Origin of the sequence: Clostridium folliculivorans (assembly GCF_024341905.1) — a bacterium.
Lineage (GTDB): Bacteria > Bacillota > Clostridia > Clostridiales > Clostridiaceae > Clostridium_AR > Clostridium_AR folliculivorans.
The window spans coordinates 179,545-199,873 of sequence record NZ_BQXY01000003.1; the positions used below are offsets into that span (position 1 = coordinate 179,545).

A 20,329-nucleotide genomic window follows, 5' to 3' on the forward strand; every position below is an offset into this window, starting at 1 on the left:
TCCTAATTGATTATGCAATAATACCATTAATTATTTTCGAGCAGATATCTAATATAATTCCTGTTGGTTTCTCTAAGAACCTTGCTCCACCAAAAGCTATCAAAGCAAATATTACAAATTGATATCTATACAAAGAATCTGATATTCTACCAAAAGCTGAAGGGAATAAATCTTCAAGTATTCCAAAACCATCAAGTCCAGGTAAAGGTAATAGATTAAATACAAATAAGTTTACATTTATAATGATTATTAGATTTAATATTTGAACTAGTATATTCGTTATATCAGTATAGTTATTTATAAAATAAAATTTATAGGCCAATCCGAAGATAACTGAAAATACGATAGCTACTAACAAATTCGCTAGAGGCCCAGCTATTGTCACCTTCAAATCATCTTTATAACCATTTTTAAAAGCTCTCCTATTTATTTGTACAGGCTTCGCCCATCCAAACTTTGCTATCAATATCATGATAAATCCTATTGGATCTATGTGTGATAAAGGGTTAAGGGTAAGTCTCCCCTGGAATCTTGGTGTTTTATCTCCAAGCATGTCTGCAACTTTTGCATGAGCATATTCATGAAAAGTAAATCCAATCAGTATTGCGGGAATAATTAAAATTAATTCTAATATTTTATCTCTCATACTTTTCTCCTATTCTTAAAATTTCTACAACCTCTGTTTTTTCTATGGAATTTTACTATACATAATTTTTTATATTAAGTTTCAAACAGATTAAAATACTATTACATTTTGCAATTATAGCACATATATATAGGTCACTTCAATGTTTAAACTTTTCTAGTATTTTGATTACAATTAGGAATACACCACCCGATAACTTACTATCAAGTGGTGTATCTTATAACATTTTATTAATTTATATATACATTTCCATTTTCCATGCTTAAAACTTTTCCATTGCAAATCTTTAAGAACTTACCTTTAAAGCTAATACTAGTTGTCCCATTTAAATCTTCTAATTTATTTTCAGTACTGTTAAGCTTATATATAGAATTTTCTACAACTATTAAATCTTCTGCTTTTTCAATATTATTTAAAGATAATTGTTTCCAAGTAGAAGTTTTTTCACCTATTGAACCATAATATATTTTACTCACATTACCATTACTTATTAATCCTATATATACATTTTCTGATTTATCTACTCCAAGTATTCTAGTAAGTCCTTTTTGCGTTAAAGATAACTTCTGCTCCAGATATGTAACATACACATTACTATTTAAAGATGAATTATATATCAATTTATCCTCATGTGGAATCAAATAAATATCTTGAATTTTACTTTCTCTTAAAGCAACTTTTTCAAATTCATTTCTTACATTTAATTTATATATTTCACTGCCACCATTACTTAGGTCCACCTTAACAAATATCAAATCCTTAAGTGGAGAGCTTATTATACTATTAATTGAAGCTTTTTTGTCCTTAAGCTGAATAGAAGCCAAAAGTTCTTTTTCCTTAGTTGATATATCATATTTATAAAAAGATACACTTGTACTATTTTCTTTTGAAGTTGCAACAACTAAATTTCCTTCATCCAACCACTGATATTTCAGCAGTTTAAGGCCTTGGAAATCTACAGTGTTATTTTCTGTTTTTCCTACTATCTGAAGAACGGAATCTTTAATATATGCTACCTTGTCATTTTCCTTAGAAAGTTCTATTTCAGTAGAATCTTCAGGAACTGAAAATTTAATAGTAGTATCAATTTCATTCTTACCAGAAACGGAACTGTTGTTTTTATCATTAGATTTTGTACTTGTTGCATTAGTACTATTTACCGCTGCAGTTGATTTATCTTCGTTATTGCTACTAAAACCACTTAAATAAAAATTATTAATGTAATATAAAACTCCAACTTGAAGTATAACTGCTATTATAAAATATAATCCTAAATTCTTTATGTATTTAGTCATATAGACCCCCCTATTTAATGATAAATGAAGTCGGAATAAATCTAACCCCATCTTTACTAGAAGGATTATTAATTATCTTACCGTCAACCACCATGGTTGTGGAAGAACCTCCATCTAAGTTTGCAGCATTATAAGCACCATTTTCAAGCATTATATTCTGTACATCCTTTAGAGTTGCCCCCAAACTGCCAATTTGTCTACCATCTATAACCAGCATCAGTACAGTTCCATCTTTTCTTTGACCAATGGCTGTTCTTGGAGCGATTCCCCAACCACCATTTCCACTTTTAATAACGCCCTCTCCGTTAATTACTAAAAAAGGACTAAATGAAACTGCATCTTTAATATTCAGTCTTGTTATATCACTTCTACTGTACTTACCAATAACCATAATACCATCTTTATTGAATCCAATAAGTGATACTTTTTCCTCCAATTTATCGTCAAAAACAATCTTTCCATCCTTAACTACTAACCCAGTTGGAACTCCACCGTTGCCTTGTCCATTTTCATCCTGAAATCCACCTGCATTTATTCCGGCTACTGCATTTTCTTTTTTCACTATATCATCAAGTTTCATACCAAAACGTCCAAGATTTTCAGTCAGCCCAAGCTGAATTCTCTTCGCATCATTTACTATCAACAAATGGCCACTAAAAGAATTTCCTTTTATCTCTTTTACTTCCATTCCCTTGTCGCCTTGATTATCAGTACTTACAGAGTTATTAATACTAATCTCATCCAAATTCGAATTCTTACTATCATCAATTGTATTGTTTGCCATAATACTATGTATCTCTGTTTCATTTAAGAATAAAGTAGCTAAATATTGATGATTAAGTGTAGTCATTGCAGAAGTTACCACTAACTCCTTTATGTTTTTAAATGGTCCGTAAAATACCATTGGTATAGCAATTATCAATCCAATAATAATATTTGCAAAAATAAAATTAAATAAATTTAAACTTATTTTATTAAAAAGATTTCTCTTCTTTTCTTTATTTTCTTTCATTGTTTATTCCTCCAGGAATTAATAACTTAATTATTTTTCTCTGCTGCAAGTTTACGCATATATTCTTCAAGACATAAATTATTTTCATACATATATTTAGCATTCTCTTTCCCTACATATCTCAAATGCCATGGTTCATAATTATATCCAGTTATGTCACTCTTACCTTTTAGATATCTAATAACAAATCCATATTTATAAGCATTTTCTGCTATCCATTTTCCTTCTTTAGTTTTTTCAAAATCTTCAGCCAAATCATAGTAAGGTGAAGAATTTATATCTACCGCAAGCCCCGTCTGATGTTCACTTGATCCTTGTTTAGCAACGTATTTACTAGCTTCTGTAGCGCCGTCACTTTTCAATTTTCTTTCATAAACACTTGCTTGACTTTCAAAACTTCGATAACCTGATACAAAGATTAGATTAATTTTTTCTTTCTTTGCATCACTAAATAAATCCTCTAAAGCTTCTGCAGCTTCTCTTTTCAGTTTTTTATTTTCATTTGCAACAGAACCTAGCATCTTCACTTTGGGAATCACAAGATTATCTGGTTTATATGTATCATCTAAAGGATAATCCTTATTTACTAAAAGAAGTCTAGAATCCTCTGATGATATTTTATTCACTAATTCACTTGTAAGCTGAACATTTCCATGATCATTAGAAACTCCGTTCTGTTTAATTGAACTTATATCACTTCCATTGTTTATAGAAATGTTTTTTGTACTATTCTGGCTAGTTATATTTTCTTTGTTAGTCATTACTTGAGTATTCTTTTTCGATTTATTGATTGAGATTATAGATGCTGATAATACTACAGACATGGTAAAAATAAAGGTATACAAAAAAATTACTTTTTTCATAATAGATGATTTTTTCTTTATAGTGTTATTTTCATTCATTCGACCATACACCTCTTAATTTATCTACGGTTTAATTTAATTTTAACAAAAATATATTCCATAGTCATTAGTTCTTTAATGGTTATATAATAAAGCAGGTAAACCATATCGTCTACCTGCTTTATTATATCTTTAATGAAATTATAATTCAATTGAGTTTATAGTTTGTTTACAATCTTTTTGCGCCTTCAAAAGCAATAGCACTTCTTTCACATTCATCATATTTCAAAGTTACTTGATAACAAAGTTTACTTCCCTTCATCTTTTCTGAAGCATAACACAAACCATTTGATCTAGAATCTAAAAATGGTTGGTCTATTTGATCTGGATCACCTATTAATATTAACTTTGTTCCTTCACCTACTCTAGTTATAATTGCCTTTACTTGCTTTGGGGTAAGGTTCTGGGCTTCATCAATTATAACCCAGTTCTTAACAATCGATCTTCCTCTTAAATAAGCCACTGCTTCAGTAGTTATAATCTTCCTGTCGAACAACTCCATTATTTTATCATTCAATTCCTTCTCATTTTTATATCTCTCATTTTCATCTGAATCTATTAAAATCTCCAAGTTATCAAATATTGGTCTCATAAAAGGAGCTATTTTTTCCTGCTCAGAGCCTGGCAAATACCCAATTTCTTCATCCATTGTTACATTTGGTCTACATACTAATATCCTTCTAAACGGGCTATTTTGCTCTTCTAATATTTTTTGCAGTCCAGTTGCTAATGAAAATAAAGTTTTTGCTGTTCCAGCTGGTCCTTTAATTATTGCTAATGGTGCTTTTGCTGCATCTGTCCATAGGCATTCCATCATGAACTTTTGTCCAACATTTCTAGCTGAGAGCCCAAAGGATTTACTATCTTTATAAATTAGCGGCACTATCATCTGTCCATCAAATCTACCTAATGCAGTTTGTTTGTTATTCTCTGCACTGTGTAAAATCAAAAACTGATTTATTTCTAGTTTCGGTTCTACATAAGTCTGATTGCTATTATCATATATAGACAACTCACTTGGCTTTAATTGCTTTTCCTTATAGAATTTCTCTATTACCTCTTGAGTAGCATAAACTTCAATTCTACCAGTATATTGGTTATCTTGTTCTGGAACTACTTCTTCATGAAAATCATCAACTTCAATTCCTACAGTATCTGCCTTAATTCTTTCAAATATATCTTTTGTTATTAAATGAACATCCTCTCCACTTTCTTTAAGTGCTATACATACTTGTATTATCCTATTATCAGCCTTCACAATATCCCAGCTTGGAGGTATTTTAGTTCCATAGTGATTTGACTCAACTCTTAAACTGCCCCCACCAGGCAATTGAATGCCTTCACTTAAGTTACCTTCTTTCCTCAGTTTATCCAATAGCCTTGCAGCATGCCTAGCATTTAATCCCAAATCATTATTTATCTTCTTCAAATTATCCAATTCTTCTAATACAACTTCAGGAATAACTACATCATTATCCTCGAAGGTTAACACAGCCCCTGGTGAGTACAATAAAACGTTGGTATCAAGTACATAAGTTTTTTTCAAACTAACAACCCCCTTATATAGATTCGCTTCATAAAAGTATTTATATGAACTACTTTACTTAAATTAAATTGCAATACATTTGTGTCTGAAGCGTTTATATTAATAATATTCTGCTTAAACTTTTAAATGTACCTTTATAAATGTATATGTTCAATAATCGAAACTTAGTTTAGCAAATTTAATATAATTATTAATTATTATTTATTAATATATAGGAGCTAGAATTGTTAGTTTATTTAATTTTATTGAATTTTACTATATGTTTTATCATATAAAAAGAGGAATTTTTAATAATATGTAGAATATATATTATTTGAACGGAATTTAATTTGCCCTCTTAACTTTATTTTTACTTTATATTTTGATATAGGACTTTTCCTATATCTTATTTTTTATTCTCTGCTTGAATAATCATTAATTATCCATTGAACCTTTTCGCTGTCGAAATTTTTAGGATCATATTTTTTATCTTTAAAAACAAAATCGTTCAGCATCTTTGCATTTTGTTCTTTATCAATTAAAAGTACCCATGACCCTCTATAGATCTTGCCTACGCACAGTTCATTTGCAGGAAGCTGAAGCCCTTCAAATTCTACACTCCCCATTGAGTATGCTGTATAAGCGTAGTTCATAAGTTGTATTGGTTCTACATTGGTTTTTATATATGGAAGTATTTCTTTTAACATGTTCGGATATTGTATTGGATTAATACTCATTATCTTTTTACCAACTTCAGTCATTACTGTCCTTTGTCTTTGAGTTCTTTCATAACTTCCGTTGCCTACTTTTCGTATTCTAGAATAAGCTAAAGCTTGTTGTCCATCCAGATGTTGCATTCCTGCGTGAGAGATTTCAGGTGATTTGACATCATCTACTTCACCTATATATTTATTTATCTCTTTAATTTCATATTCTTTTATATTGACATCTATCCCACCTAATTCATTTACTATGTCTTCAAACCCCCAAAAATTCACAATGATATATTTATCTATTTTCATATTAAAATTTCTATAAATTGTATCAGTTAATAATTTAACACCTCCATATGCAAAAGCGCTGTTTATCTTATCCTCTCCATGCCCTTTTATTTGTACATATGTATCTCTCATTATGGATGTGTATTTTATCTTCTTGTGATTATTATCCAAGGTAGCAATTATTATAGAGTCTGATCTTGAACTTTCGTTCAAGGTTCTTCCATCAGTTCCTAACAATAGTATGTTGGTTACTCCCTCTTGTTCTTTATATGTTTCTGCCTTTGCATTCTCATTTACTTCCCTATCAGGAATGTCTCCTGATAAAGGATTAATTCTTTGAAATGATTGATTAAAGTACTGACTTACTTGAACTTTTTCCTCAATCTTTTCTTCTGTAAAATTGATTTGATCATTAGAATATATGGTATTTCTTAGGTACCAATATCCAAAAGAACAAAATATAATCAATAATAGCATTATTATTGCAACAAACTTCAAAAAACTTCCTGCTTTTTTATGCATCGCCATCACCCTAAGCTTATTTTATTTCCGTATTTAGGATAGAAACATTAAAAATATCATCTTCAAATTTATTACTGCCAATTTTATTAAAGTATAAATTTGTTAATATATCTTATATTCATAAAGTATTCCAAATTAGTATATCCAAAATAATATAAAAAATATAAGCATATGAAGTTTTAGCTTAATTTATATATTTATATGTAAGCTAACTGCTACTTGCTTATTGCATTCATAAAAATTTTTATAACTTCAAAACCAATAAAAAAATCACCACTTACATCTAAAATTACCATTCTTAAACTTTCCCACAAATTTCATCTTGGATAGTCTAGGAACTTAAATATTAGATAAAGTGGCAATTTGAATATAAATTATATTTATGGTTATTGTAACTTAGCATCTTTTAAGTGAGATTTTAATATTTCTGCTGATTCAGTTAATTTATTTTTCTCTTCGTCAGATAATGGTACTTCTAATATCTTATGAGCACCATCTCTATTTACTATAGTTGGTATAGCTAAATAGACATCCTCTACATCATACTGGCCTCTAAATAAAGATGACACTGTAAGGATTGAATTTTCATCTCTAAGAATAGCTTCCACAATTCTTCTTATTGCCAAGGCTACAGCATAATTTGTATATCCTTTTTTATTGATTATATCGTATGCTGCATTTTTAACTTTTTCTGGTATAGTGAATTTAAAGTTTCCATCACATCTCTCACAAGTTTTCTGGCAATAATCTTCTGCACTCATACCAGCTATATTAGTTAGACTCCATGCTGCAATTTCTGAATCCCCATGTTCACCTATAATATATGTGTGAATGTTTCTTGCATCAATTTCAAAATGATCACTAAGCATTGATTTAAATCTAGATGTATCTAAGACAGTTCCAGAACCAATTACTCTATTCTCTGGTAACCCTGATAACTTATATGTTATATAAGTTAATATATCCACTGGATTTGATACAACTAGTAAGATTGCATTAGGACTATACTTTACAATCTCAGGAACTATCTGTTTAAACACCGCCAAGTTTTTATTTATAATATCTAACCTTGTTTCTCCTGGCTTTTGTCCTATTCCCGCAGTAATTATAACTATATCTGAATCTTCTGTATCTGAATATTCTCCCGCCATTACATTCACAGCCTTCACAAAAGCTGCTCCATGCGCTAAATCCATCGCTTCTGCTTCTGCTTTATCTTTATTTATATCCACTATAACAATTTCTGAAGCTAACCCTTCTAGCATTAATGCATATGCTGTAGTGGAACCAACAAAACCTGCTCCTATAATTGATATTTTACTTGCTTTATCCTTTAACATTTACTTCATCCTCCTTTTTTGGGTTATATTCTTTATTATGACTATGATAGAAATATAACCTTTTTATGGTTTTTGTTACTGGTATAAAATACTTTTTATACTTAAAACTATATATTAATTAGTATCTTTTTTTGTTGTATTTAATATACTATTGTATATTAATATATTATATCATTTGATAGCAATTATCAAGATAAAATGATAATTTTTTAACATATATTTTTATAAGAAAATTTAAAATAACATTTTTTTTATTTTTTTTTCAAAAATACTTATATTTTGCAGAAATATAATATATAATCTTTTTTGGCTAACAAAAGATTATTGGAGGTGCTTCATATGAACATTAATTTGATAGGTGTTCCTCTTTTCTATGGATGTGATAGACCAGGCGTAGAATTTGGACCAAATGCCTTAAGAGATAATGAATTAAAAAAAATCCTTAGTGTAGATGGTAAACACAAAATTTATGATTTAGGAAATTTATACGTTGAGACGGTTGATGAAAAAGATAAATATACTAACCATAGCGTAATGAAGTATTTATCTCCAATAACAGAAGTGAATACTAATTTAGCTCACGTTGTATATAATTCATTAACATCTGATTGCTTTCCCTTTACAATAGGCGGCGATCACTCTCTGGGTCTTGGTTCAGTTGCTGGATCAGCAAGATTCCATGGTGATGACTTCGGCGTAATATGGATAGATGCTCATGGTGATATAAACACTGATACAACTTCACCAAGCGGAAATGTACATGGTATGCCACTTGCTGCTTCAATGGGACTAGGTTATAAAGACCTTGTAGATATATATTTTGAAGGAAGAAAAGTTAAGCCGTCAAACATTTTCATACTTGGCGCAAGAGACTTAGATAAGGGTGAGTTAGACCTTATTGAGGAACTTGGACTGAATGTATGGACTACTAAAGCTATAAAAGATAAAGGAACAGATAAGGTTATTAGAGAATTCTATGATGCTTTAGACTCATCTAAAGTAAATAATTTTCATTTAAGCTTTGATATAGATTGTTTAGACTCATCTTTAGTTCCTGGTACTGGCACCCCAGTAAGTGAAGGATTATCATTAGATGAAGTTACTTCGATTACAAAATCAGTACTATCAACTAAAAAAGTTCGTTCAATGGATTTTGTAGAGTTTAATCCAAAACTAGACATCGAGGATACAACACTAAAAAATTGCCTTAAGATGCTTCAAGTTATAGCTGAAAATCTTTAATCTCGGATTCATATCCGAGATTTTTTCATTTTCAACTTTACTAATTTATTGATTAAACTTTTCATATAAAACTTTTTATTATATTATGTTATTATATGATTTATAATTGAAGAGTTAGTAAATAATTTTTTGAGTATAATATTCACTTGATATTTTTACATAATTATTAATATAAAGGTTTAAATACTCATTGAATTTTCATGCGATGCTATTAGGAGGAAAGAAATGAAACTCTTATTTTTTGATACTGAAACAACAAGTATAAGACCAGGCAGCATATGCCAATTAAGCTACATAGTGGTTGATTCTTCTGTGAAGCCACAAACAACAATAGGCAAAAACTTTTTCTTTACAGTAGATCAGATGGATCCAGCTGCAGAAGAGGTTCATGGCTTCTCTATGGAAAAATTATATGATTTAAGCAATGGATTGTATTTTGAAGACTTAGTTGAGGAATTCTATGAAGACTTTATAACAGCAGACTTTGTTATAGGCCATAATGTTTCCTTTGATATAAAGTTTTTAAAGCATGAATTGTCTGGAATGGGCGAAGACTGGGAACCTAAAAACACTTTTTGTACAATGAATTATTATAAGAATGTATGTAAATTATTAAGACCTAACGGTGAATACAAGAACCCTAAGTTAGAAGAACTAATAAAATTTCTCAACATTACTAAAGAAAAGATTGCGCAGACTGCAGATAATCTTTTTGAAGGTAGCGGCAATTATCATGATGCACGATTTGATACTGCAGCAACTTACCTTGCTGTTATTGAAGGCATAAAACAAAAACATATTCCAGCAGGTTACTTTAGTAAAATGATTAATAAATAGGTAATGGTTGTCTAAAATAAATCTTTTTCTAAAGATTTTATTTTAAGACAACCATTTTTTATTTATTATTTTGGCTATTTTTAAGAAAATTACTAAAATTAATTGGTTATACAGGAGACGCTATTTGAGCGAGCTATTAGAATTAAATGATTTTTTCAGATGGAATGGCGTTAATAAACTTTATTGTTCGAACGTAGTGAGTTTACAGTTTTAGCCATGGAATATGACAAAATCATATTAATTCTTTGCGTAAGCTCATTAAAGCGTTGGATGTTTAACCAATTAATTTCAACATGGTGCTTTAACAGCACATTTATTTTTCATTTATTATTTTATCGAATCTATAATCTCCTGTTTCCCAAGGCTTATAATTATTACTCATCTCAATTCTTTCCTTAGGTGTAGGATGATCATACACCCAAAACTTATAAACTGGATTCACATCATTCATAGATAGATTGGTTTCCATAAATCTAGCTTCTAGCTTTGCGTTAGTTAGATTATCATGAGTTAGTTCTATTGCAAATTTATCTGCATCCATTTCAATTTTTCTAGAATACCAGTTTGTGAGTGGATCAGAAAAAGTTGATAATATTGTGAAAATAAGTATTAAAATAGGTATTGTAGCTAAAGATTTATAGTTTCCTATATTATTCCTAAAAAATCCTACTTTCATTACTATACTTTTTGAAATTAAATCTGTAAGCCCTAGCAAAATTATCGAAAGTATTCCTGATAGCGCAATAGATTTAGGAATATGATTAAGCTTATAATGTCCTATTTCATGTGCAACTACAGATTGAATTTCTGCCGAACTTAACTGATTCAAGGTATTATCCCATATAACTATTCTCTTTGTATTGAATATGCCAGACATATAAGCATTTAATGCTTTAGTTTCCTTACTCTTATCTACTTCTAATATCGTAACATCACCAATATTCGCCTTCTTAGCCAAGGTTAATATCTCCTGTTTTACCTGAACGTTCTGTATAGGCTTAAAATCGTTAAATAAGGGATCTATGAACACAGGAGCTAAAATACTACCTACAAACCCTACAGGCACTGTAAGAAGCCCTAGGACGATATACCAACGTTTGAACTTTATAAATATAATATAAGGAATTATTACAAAAACTATTGTTATAGCAAAATTTAAGGCAAAGCTTTTAATATAGTTTTCTCCCCACAAAGAAAATGTTGAGTTTGATATACCTATAAGTTTCAATCTATAAAAAGAGCTGAAGAATGATAACGGAATAGATAAAAACAAATCAAAAAACAAATAAAGTGACGTCAATTTAATGAGTCTAAGAAATTCATTTCCTTTAAACGAGTTTGCCAAGTTGATTGCACCTAAGTAAATAAACAAAATTGGTATTAAGAATGTTATAATTAGTCTTACAACTAAAAAAACTTTTGAGAACTGGTAATTTGCTATTGCTCTTTCCGAAGAGTTAGGAACCTGTACTTTATTGTCAGATACCTTATATTCCACCTTATTACTAGCCTTAAGTTGTGATTTCACAGTTAATTCGGTAGCAAAAGTTAAAATACACGTTATAAAAAATAAAAAAATGCATATTATAATAGTATTGAGTAAAAATTTTTTCATTACTAAGCCTCCCTCCATTACTATTATTATAGTATAAATTCTGCTAATTATGAAAAAATATACTTGATTTATTGTTTTCATATGATATAATAATATTGAATTAATTAATAATTATTATTTGTTAATAACACTTTATATAAATTTAGGAGGTAATTTAAGATGAAAAGTTATGTTTGTGATGTATGTGGTTATGTTTATGATCCAGCAATAGGTGATGAAGACAATGGAGTAGCTCCTGGAACTTCTTTTGAAGATGTTCCAGAAGATTGGTTATGTCCTCTATGCGGAGTTGGCAAGGATCAATTTTCAGTAGTTGAATAATAATTACTAAAGAAAAAATCGCTGAAGTGACTTTCTTCAGTGATTTTTTTGCGCATCTGCCTTTTATTAAGCGTATGTGAAGAATCTTACAGGCGCCATATTCTACTTTTTTTTATTTTCTCATTTATTTTTACATTTATCTTCAACTCAATTAACAAATTAGCTCAAACTAAAAACGCCAAGGTTTAGCTACCTTGACGCTTTTTTAGACTTTCATTTATCTTGTCCTGCCACTTTTTTGTATATTCTTTATTCATAGGCTTTACATCCTTAAGCCTATAATTAATATTCATTATCTCATACTTGTTTACGCCCAATACATGATAAGGAAGTAATTCCACCTTTTCTACGTTCTTAATAGTCATTATATATTTAGAAAGCTCTTCTAGATGTTCTTCACTATCAGTTATACCTGGCACAACAACATGTCTTATCCACATTTTCTTTTCTAATCTTTGTGCTACTTCCAAAAATTTTAGAGATTCATCTATGTTAGACAATGTTAATTCCTTATATTTTTCTTTCTTAATATGTTTTACATCAAATAATATTAGATCAACATAGTTTAATATTTCTTCATAATTTCCTAGTCCATATCCGGCTGTATCTAATGCCGTATGTATTCCATTTTCCCTACATAGCTTTAAACACTCTATCAAAAATTCTGGCTGTAGTAATGGCTCCCCACCTGAAAAAGTAACTCCACCTCCTGATTTTGAAAAATACGGCTTAAATCTTAGTATTTTTTTAATCAGTTCCTCAGCACTTATTTCAGTTCCGCCGCCTCTTTCTGCCCATGTATCTGGATTATGACAATATGCACACCTTAATTTGCAACCCTGAAAAAAAACTACTACTCTTATTCCAGGACCATCTACAAGCCCCATTGATTCTATGGAATGAATTGTCCCTTTTATCATACTCATTCTCCTCTCTTTCATGCTACCATTGAGTATTTAACTAAAAACGCTTAAATTTAACCTCATGCATGAAATGACTTGTTAAAAAACTGTCAATCTTTTTTAATAAAGGAAGCTCAACTGAGCTTCCTTAAATTATATTATAAACTTTCGTGGAATGTTCTGCTTATAACTTCTAATTGTTGGTTTCTTGTTAATCTGTTAAAGTTAACTGCATATCCTGATACTCTAATTGTTAGAGTTGGGTATTTTTCTGGATGTTCCATAGCATCTACTAGAGTTTCTCTATTAAACACATTAACATTTAAGTGATGTGCTCCTTGTGAGAAATATCCATCCATAACTGACACAAGATTTTCTACTCTCAAATCAGCTTCCTTACCTAATGCATCTGGTACTATTGAGAATGTGTTTGATACACCATCTTCACAATATGGAGTATATGGAATCTTAGCTACTGAGTTTAATGATGCTAGAGCTCCATTTGCATCTCTACCATGCATTGGATTTGCTCCTGGCGCAAAAGCTTCTCCAGCTTTTCTTCCATCAGGTGTAGCTCCTGTTTTCTTACCATAAACTACATTAGAAGTTATAGTAAGTACAGATAATGTATGCTTAGCGTCTCTGTATAACGGATGTTTCTTAAGTTCAGTAGAGAATTTTTCAACTAATTCAACAGCTAAATCATCTACCTTATCATCATCATTTCCGTATTTAGGGAAGTCACCTTCTATTTCAAAGTCAACAGCTATACCATTTTCTCTTATAGGTTTAACCTTAGCATATTTAATTGCACTTAATGAGTCTACAGCAACTGATAAACCTGCTATACCAAATGCCATTAGTCTTCCTACTTCTGTATCATGTAAAGCCATTTGACCAGCTTCATAAGCGTATTTATCATGCATGTAGTGAATTACATTCATCGTATCAACATAAAGCTTAGCTACATATTCTAAAACCTTATTGTAGTTTTCTTTTACCTTTTCAAAATCAAGTACTGCATCAGTTATTGGCTCAAGTCCTTTAATTACTACAGTTCCCTTCTTTTCATCCACACCACCGTTTATAGCGTATAACAGTGACTTAGCTAAATTACATCTAGCTCCGAAGAATTGCATTTGCTTTCCTACCTTCATTGCAGAAACACAGCAAGCTATTGCATAGTCATCTCCGTATAAAGGTCTCATCACATCATCATTTTCATATTGAATTGAATCTGTAAGGATTGACATTTCAGCACAATACTTCTTAAAGTTTTCAGGAAGCTTTTCTGACCAAAGTATAGTTAAATTTGGTTCTGGAGAAGTTCCAAGATTGATTAATGTATGTAGATATCTAAATGAGTTCTTAGTTACTAATGGCTTACCATTAATTCCAACACCACCTATGGATTCAGTAACCCAAGTTGGATCTCCTGCAAATAATTCATTATATTCTGGAGTTCTTAAGTGTCTTACGAGTCTTAGCTTGATTATAAATTGATCTATAATTTCTTGAGCTTCTTCTTCAGTTAATACACCATTTTTTAAGTCTCTTTCTATATAGATGTCTAAGAATGTACTAGTTCTTCCTAGTGACATAGCAGCCCCGTTATTTTCTTTAATCGCTGCTAAGTAACCTAAATAAACTGCTTGAACTGCTTCTTTCGTATTTGTAGAAGGTACTGATAAGTCAACACCGTATTTTGCTGCCATTGACTTTATGTCCTTTAATGCTCTTATCTGTTCTGAAACTTCTTCTCTTTTTCTTATTAGTTCATCTAAGAAGTCACCCTTTAGTTCTTTAAGATCATTCTTCTTTTCTTCTATTAGGTAATCAATACCGTAAAGTGCTAATCTTCTATAGTCACCAATTATTCTACCTCTTCCATATGCATCAGGAAGTCCAGTTAAAAGTCCAGCAGATCTAGCAGCTCTTGTTTCATCGCTATATGCATCAAAAACACCTTGATTGTGAGTCTTTCTGTACTTAGGAAAATACTCAGTTATATCTTTGTCTAACTCATAACCATAAGCCTCTAAAGATTGTTCTACCATTCTAAATCCACCAAATGGATTTACTATTCTCTTAAGTGGTGCATCTGTTTGTAATCCAACGATTACTTCGTTATCTTTATCTATGTATCCTGGTTCATAGTTATCTATACCTGAAACTCTATCTGTTGCTACATCTATAATACCTTTTTTAATTTCTTCAACTATAAGATTGCTTGATATTTCCCAAACCTTTTTTGTTTTATCTGTTGGAGCAGCTAAAAAGCTTTTATCTCCTTCATATAATGTATAGTTCTTTTGAATAAAGTTTCTTACGTCAATCTTTTCCTGCCATGTACCTGATTTAAAACCATCCCATTGTTTATACATGAAAATCCTCCTTGCTGTAGCTTTATTGCTACACTAAAAGTTCTATTGATATCATAATATATATATCTGATGTTCTATAAATATTATACCATATTAGTATACATTTGTTAAGATATTATTTCACTTGAAACATATTTTCATTTACCTTTTTTATTATTTTATTTATTTTTCAGTTATATACATAATAATTTTAAAATTATATCGCATATTTTATATTAAACAGATTATATATCACTCAATACTTTGTTTATTTTTTAACGATATTTTTTATAAACATTTCGAATTATTTACAAAAATTATTTTTTGTACAAACATTCTTTAATTTTTTAACAATAAAGTTCGTCTTCACACTTTAAATAATAAATTATTAAATTAAATATTGCAAGAGAAAGAGGATACATTTTCTTTTAAAAATTGCATCCTCAATTGGAACCACTTTCATAATTACTTTATATTCCTGCTTCCAGGTTTAATATATGGTATGTTTTCCTTACACATAGGACATTCATCTTTATCATAAGATTCAATTTCTAACTTTATTGCACTGAACATAGGATAGTCAGTTACTTTTGTAGTAGTTCTATCAACTATACATATTACTGCTACTACCTCTCCGCCCAAACTTTCTATAACCTTAGCTGCTTCTTTAAAGGATTTACCAGTTGTAACTACGTCTTCGGTTATAACCACCTTTTGTCCAGGCTTTATAGAAAATCCTCTTCTTAGTGTCATTTCTCCATTTTCTCTTTCAGTGAAAATTGCTGGTTTCTTCATCTGTCTTCCTAATTCGTACGCTACTATTACACCACCCATAGCAGGTCCTACAACTAAGTCAAAATCAATATCTGAAAGTTGCTCTGCAACAACACCTAATACTTTTTCTGCTTTATCTGGATGTTGTAACAGCTTTGCACACTGACAATATCTATTAGAATGTTTTCCTGATGATAGTAAAAAATGTCCTTCTAGTAAAGCTTCAACTTCTTTTAATATTTCTAAAACCATAATTTCTTATCTCCTTTTAATCGAATATATTTATTAAACTTTAGATGATTCCTATTATCTCATTGATATCCTTTATCCCTTGATCTTTTAAAAATTTCTCTATTCCTTCTATTATTTCTGGTGCAGCTGTTGGATTTGCAAAGTTTACTGTTCCAATTTGCACTGCCGTAGCTCCTGCCATCAAGAATTCTATAGCATCGTTGGCATTCATGATTCCACCTAATCCAACTACAGGTATATCTACAGCTTTAGAAACTTCATACACCATTCTTAGTGCAATAGGTTTTATTGCTGGGCCTGAAAGTCCTGCAAAGGTATTATTGAAAACTGGTTTTCTCTTATTTATATCTATGGCCATGCCCTTTACAGTATTTATTAATGATAATGAATCAGCTCCAGCTTTTGCACAACTTAACGCCATATCAACAATATCTTCTGCATTTGGCGATAACTTTACCATCAGTGGCTTCTTTGTGACCTTTCTTACTTTAGATACAACATCGTACGCTACATCTGCTTTAATGCCAAAAGCCATACCTCCAGATTTAACATTTGGACATGATATATTTAGCTCAATCATATCTATATCTGTTCTATCAAGTTTTTCAGCACCTATTTCATAATCTTCAATGGTGCTTCCACCTAAATTAGCTATTATATTTGTATTTAAAAGTCTCATCTTAGGTAAAACTTCGGTTATAAATGAATCGACCCCCGGATTTTGCAAGCCCACACTATTCATCATACCTGATTCTGTTTCAAATACTCTTATTCCATCATTACCTTGTCTACTATTTAGTGTTAGACCTTTTGAACTTATGCCTCCTAAAATTCCTACATCATAGAAATCTCCATATTCTTCTCCAAAACCATACGTGCCTGAAGCAGCAATAATTGGATTTTTAAAATCTATCCCATTTATATTTACTTTTAGCATAGCTTCATCCCCCTAAAGTTCTAGATCATGACCATTAAATACAGGGCCATCTTTGCAAGTTCTTTTATTACCTTCTTTTGTTTTGCAGGTGCATACAAGACATGCTCCCACACCACAAGCCATATGTTTTTCCATAGATGCATATATCTCTACATCATTTGCCTTTGCTCCATCAATTACCTTCTTCATCATTACTTCTGGTCCGCAGCATAATACTGTATCATACTTTGAGTAATCTATAATTTCTGTTACAAAGCCTTTATGTCCATAAGTTCCTTTATCCGTAGCTAAGAATACTTCATCAACAAAATCCTTTAATTCTTCGATTAAGTAAATGTCATCCCTAAATCCTGCATATAAGTCTAACTTTTTTGAAACTCCTTTATCTTTTATAACCTTAGATAGCTGAAGCATTGGAGCTATTCCTATACCTCCAGCAACTAACGCTACTCTTCCATACTGTTTATTTTCATCAAATCCATTCCCTAAGGGACCAATTACTTCTATGAATTCATCTATTTTTAGTTCTTTAAATTCTTCAGTACCTTTTCCTACTACAGCATATAGGAATGATATGACACCATCTCTTTTTTCACAGATTGATATAGGCCTACCTAGAAGCGCTTTTTTAGGTTTTAACATATAAAATTGACCAGACACTATATCATCATCACAAGCTAAAGAAATCTTATAAATGTTGCTTACTAAGTTTACATTATCTATTATCTTAACTTTTTTATAGTTAGCCTTCATTTTTAGCCTCCAATCCAAGCACTGCCCTCTTTATATCATCTCTCATTCTTATAGTTTCTTTTCTTGCGCTGTCCTCAAAATTGATGAAATTTTCTTCTTCTTTATATGCAAGTAATATCTTTCTAGAAGAATTTACTACTCCACCGTTGCCACTTTTTAGTGATATGGCAACATCTTCTGCACTTCCACCTTGAGCCCCATACCCAGGTATTAAAAAGTACGATGATGCAAGGCTTTCTCTAAGCTTTTTTGCTTGCTCTCTATGAGTACATCCAACTACAACTCCAAGAGAACTGTAACCACTATCCCCTATATAATCTTTGCCTAGGGTTTCTATCATACTTCCTACATGCTCGTAAACTTCACTTTTACCGTCTATGATGCAGTCTTGTATATCACCTGATCCACTGTTTGAGGTTTTCACTAGTGCAAATATCCCCTTATTATGTTTTTCTAAATATGGTAGATACGGTTCTATACTATCCATCCCCATATATGGATTCAGTGTTATGAAATCACTCTCAAATTCTCCTGTAAAATGTGCTTTCGCATACATCTTAGCAGTTGCAGCTATATCACCTCTTTTTATATCTGCTATAGCAATTAAATCTCTATCTCTAAGATATTTTAAGGTTTTACTGTAAGCTCTAAGACCTGCCATCCCCAAAGCTTCATAATAGGCAATTTGCAGTTTAAAACACGCTGCTACATCAAAAGTTGCATCAATTATTCTCCTGTTATATTCAAAGATAGCATCCTCAATATTTACAAACTTACTTAGTAGCTCCTGTGGGATGTAGCTTATATCAGTGTCTAACCCAACACATACTACCCCATCTTTTTCTACCTTTTCATATAACTTGTCAACTATTTGATTACTCATTTATAGCTTCCTCCTGCCTATCAAAAATTATCTTTCCAGCTTTTATAGTCTTTTCGATTACTCCATAAAACTCCCATCCTAAAAATGGAGTATTTTTACTTTTTGAAAGTATATCATCTTCTTTAACTTTAAAATTCTTTTCTAGATCAATTATTACTAAATCCCCTTCATATCCCGGACAAATCTTACCTTTCTTTAACTTCAAAAGTTCAGCTGGCTTTGAACTCATCATCTCACTTAGCTTATTCAAATTTATATATTTTTCTTTTACAAGCTTGGTGTAACATATGGGAAATGCTGTCTCAAGTCCTATAAGTCCAGGTGCACCTTTTTCTTTGTCCTCATATGAATGAGGCGCATGATCAGTACCAATTACATCTACATCTCCATGTTCGATAGCTTTAACTAGGAAATTCACGTCTTCCATAGGTCTTATTGGAGGATTAACTCTGTAATTTGAAACATCATTACTTAATGCTATATGATGCGGTGTTACTTCGCATGTAACCTTTGTTCCATCGCACTTTGCATCTATCACATATTTCATAGCCTCTTTAGTACTTACATGGGCCATATGCAGCCTAGCTCCAGTATACTTTGCAAGACTAACATCTCTCCAAGTCATCATATTTTCTGCAAGCCTCATATCTATATCGGAAAATTCATGACTTTCAGCATGAGATATTACAAGCCAATCCATTTCCTTAGCCTTATTCATAGCTTCCATCATAACTCTGGAATCTGAAACTCCCTTGCCGTCATCGGATATCGCTTTTACTTCATCAGAGAATTCTTCTAAATGTGTTATTGTTTGTCCATCAAAATTCTTTGTTATAGATACACATTGATGAACATCTATTAAGTCAGCTTCTTCATTTTTCTTATAAACATAATCTAGAACTTCCTTTGAGCTGCAAATAGGGTTTGTGTTAGCCATTAAATTAACTGTGGTATATCCACCTTTGGCAGCAGTCCTTGATCCAGTGTATAAATCTTCTTTATAAATAAAACCTGGCTCCCTAAAATGGGCATGCATATCAACAAACGCAGGCATAACAGTAAGTCCTTCAGCATCTATAATCTCACACTTTTTATCGCTTATATTACTAGATATTTCTTCAATCTTTCCGTTCCTTATATATATGTCACCATAAAAACTATGACTTGCATCTATAATGTTGGCGTTCTTTATCAGTAAATCCATGAT

Annotated in this window: 18 protein-coding genes; 3 read left to right on the top strand and 15 right to left on the bottom strand. The window is 30.9% G+C overall.

Features of this window, described 5'->3' with window-relative positions; genetic code table 11:
- Positions 1 to 10: 10 nt before the first annotated feature.
- The 7 genes from OCU55_RS10995 to OCU55_RS11025 all read right to left on the bottom strand — a co-directional run bounded on the left by OCU55_RS10995 (position 11) and on the right by OCU55_RS11025 (position 8,243).
- Positions 11 to 646 carry a site-2 protease family protein gene (locus OCU55_RS10995; RefSeq protein ID WP_261852364.1) on the bottom strand — a complete coding sequence of 212 codons (636 nt, stop codon included), beginning with the start codon at positions 644 to 646 and terminating at the stop codon, positions 11 to 13.
- Positions 647 to 876: 230 nt separating this feature from the next.
- A complete protein-coding gene (locus OCU55_RS11000) occupies positions 877 to 1,941 on the bottom strand; it encodes a hypothetical protein (protein WP_261852365.1) in 1,065 nt (354 codons plus the stop codon).
- 10 nt (positions 1,942 to 1,951) lie between these two features.
- Positions 1,952 to 2,953 carry a phosphodiester glycosidase family protein gene (locus tag OCU55_RS11005; protein WP_261852366.1) on the bottom strand — a complete coding sequence of 334 codons (1,002 nt, stop codon included), beginning with the start codon at positions 2,951 to 2,953 and terminating at the stop codon, positions 1,952 to 1,954.
- 26 nt (positions 2,954 to 2,979) lie between these two features.
- Positions 2,980 to 3,855 (bottom strand): M15 family metallopeptidase, encoded by an 876-nt coding sequence (locus tag OCU55_RS11010; protein ID WP_261852367.1) that lies wholly within the window; start codon positions 3,853 to 3,855, stop codon positions 2,980 to 2,982.
- A 169-nt stretch (positions 3,856 to 4,024) separates the two neighbouring features.
- Positions 4,025 to 5,401 carry a PhoH family protein gene (locus tag OCU55_RS11015; protein WP_261852368.1) on the bottom strand — a complete coding sequence of 459 codons (1,377 nt, stop codon included), beginning with the start codon at positions 5,399 to 5,401 and terminating at the stop codon, positions 4,025 to 4,027.
- A gap of 392 nt (positions 5,402 to 5,793) precedes the next feature.
- Positions 5,794 to 6,903, bottom strand: a complete 1,110-nt coding sequence (locus tag OCU55_RS11020) for an LCP family protein (RefSeq protein ID WP_261852369.1) — start codon at positions 6,901 to 6,903, stop codon at positions 5,794 to 5,796.
- A 386-nt stretch (positions 6,904 to 7,289) separates the two neighbouring features.
- Positions 7,290 to 8,243 (bottom strand): L-lactate dehydrogenase, encoded by a 954-nt coding sequence (locus OCU55_RS11025; protein ID WP_261852370.1) that lies wholly within the window; start codon positions 8,241 to 8,243, stop codon positions 7,290 to 7,292.
- A 339-nt stretch (positions 8,244 to 8,582) separates the two neighbouring features.
- Here OCU55_RS11025 and rocF point away from each other — a divergent pair, with 339 nt between their 5' ends.
- Positions 8,583 to 9,485 carry an arginase gene (rocF, locus tag OCU55_RS11030; RefSeq protein WP_261852371.1) on the top strand — a complete coding sequence of 301 codons (903 nt, stop codon included), beginning with the start codon at positions 8,583 to 8,585 and terminating at the stop codon, positions 9,483 to 9,485.
- A gap of 225 nt (positions 9,486 to 9,710) precedes the next feature.
- Positions 9,711 to 10,322, top strand: a complete 612-nt coding sequence (locus tag OCU55_RS11035; protein WP_261852372.1) for a 3'-5' exonuclease — start codon at positions 9,711 to 9,713, stop codon at positions 10,320 to 10,322.
- 313 nt (positions 10,323 to 10,635) lie between these two features.
- Here the strand turns inward: OCU55_RS11035 and OCU55_RS11040 are convergent, their stop codons facing one another.
- Positions 10,636 to 11,937, bottom strand: coding sequence for a M48 family metallopeptidase (locus OCU55_RS11040; RefSeq protein ID WP_261852373.1), 1,302 nt, complete (start codon positions 11,935 to 11,937; stop codon positions 10,636 to 10,638).
- Between the two features lie 159 nt (positions 11,938 to 12,096).
- Between OCU55_RS11040 and rd the strand changes: the two genes are divergently transcribed.
- Positions 12,097 to 12,258, top strand: coding sequence for a rubredoxin (rd, locus tag OCU55_RS11045; RefSeq protein WP_261852374.1), 162 nt, complete (start codon positions 12,097 to 12,099; stop codon positions 12,256 to 12,258).
- 185 nt (positions 12,259 to 12,443) lie between these two features.
- On the opposite strand, the gene pflA is transcribed toward rd, so the two are convergent.
- The 7 genes from pflA to OCU55_RS11080 form a co-directional block, all read right to left on the bottom strand.
- Entirely contained in the window at positions 12,444 to 13,178 is a 735-nt protein-coding gene (pflA, locus tag OCU55_RS11050; RefSeq protein WP_261852375.1) for a pyruvate formate-lyase-activating protein, read from the bottom strand.
- A gap of 140 nt (positions 13,179 to 13,318) precedes the next feature.
- Positions 13,319 to 15,544 (bottom strand): formate C-acetyltransferase, encoded by a 2,226-nt coding sequence (pflB, locus tag OCU55_RS11055; protein ID WP_261852376.1) that lies wholly within the window; start codon positions 15,542 to 15,544, stop codon positions 13,319 to 13,321.
- A 444-nt stretch (positions 15,545 to 15,988) separates the two neighbouring features.
- Positions 15,989 to 16,549, bottom strand: coding sequence for an orotate phosphoribosyltransferase (gene pyrE / locus OCU55_RS11060; protein WP_261852377.1), 561 nt, complete (start codon positions 16,547 to 16,549; stop codon positions 15,989 to 15,991).
- Between the two features lie 40 nt (positions 16,550 to 16,589).
- Positions 16,590 to 17,486, bottom strand: coding sequence for a dihydroorotate dehydrogenase (locus OCU55_RS11065; RefSeq protein ID WP_261852378.1), 897 nt, complete (start codon positions 17,484 to 17,486; stop codon positions 16,590 to 16,592).
- A 12-nt stretch (positions 17,487 to 17,498) separates the two neighbouring features.
- Positions 17,499 to 18,239 (bottom strand): dihydroorotate dehydrogenase electron transfer subunit, encoded by a 741-nt coding sequence (locus OCU55_RS11070; protein WP_261852379.1) that lies wholly within the window; start codon positions 18,237 to 18,239, stop codon positions 17,499 to 17,501.
- Positions 18,229 to 19,122: an orotidine-5'-phosphate decarboxylase gene (gene pyrF / locus OCU55_RS11075; protein ID WP_261852380.1), complete on the bottom strand. Its 894-nt coding sequence runs from the start codon at positions 19,120 to 19,122 to the stop codon at positions 18,229 to 18,231. The genes OCU55_RS11070 and pyrF overlap by 11 nt, the downstream gene beginning before the upstream one ends.
- Entirely contained in the window at positions 19,115 to 20,326 is a 1,212-nt protein-coding gene (locus tag OCU55_RS11080; RefSeq protein ID WP_261852381.1) for a dihydroorotase, read from the bottom strand. The genes pyrF and OCU55_RS11080 overlap by 8 nt, the downstream gene beginning before the upstream one ends.
- Positions 20,327 to 20,329: the final 3 nt, after the last annotated feature.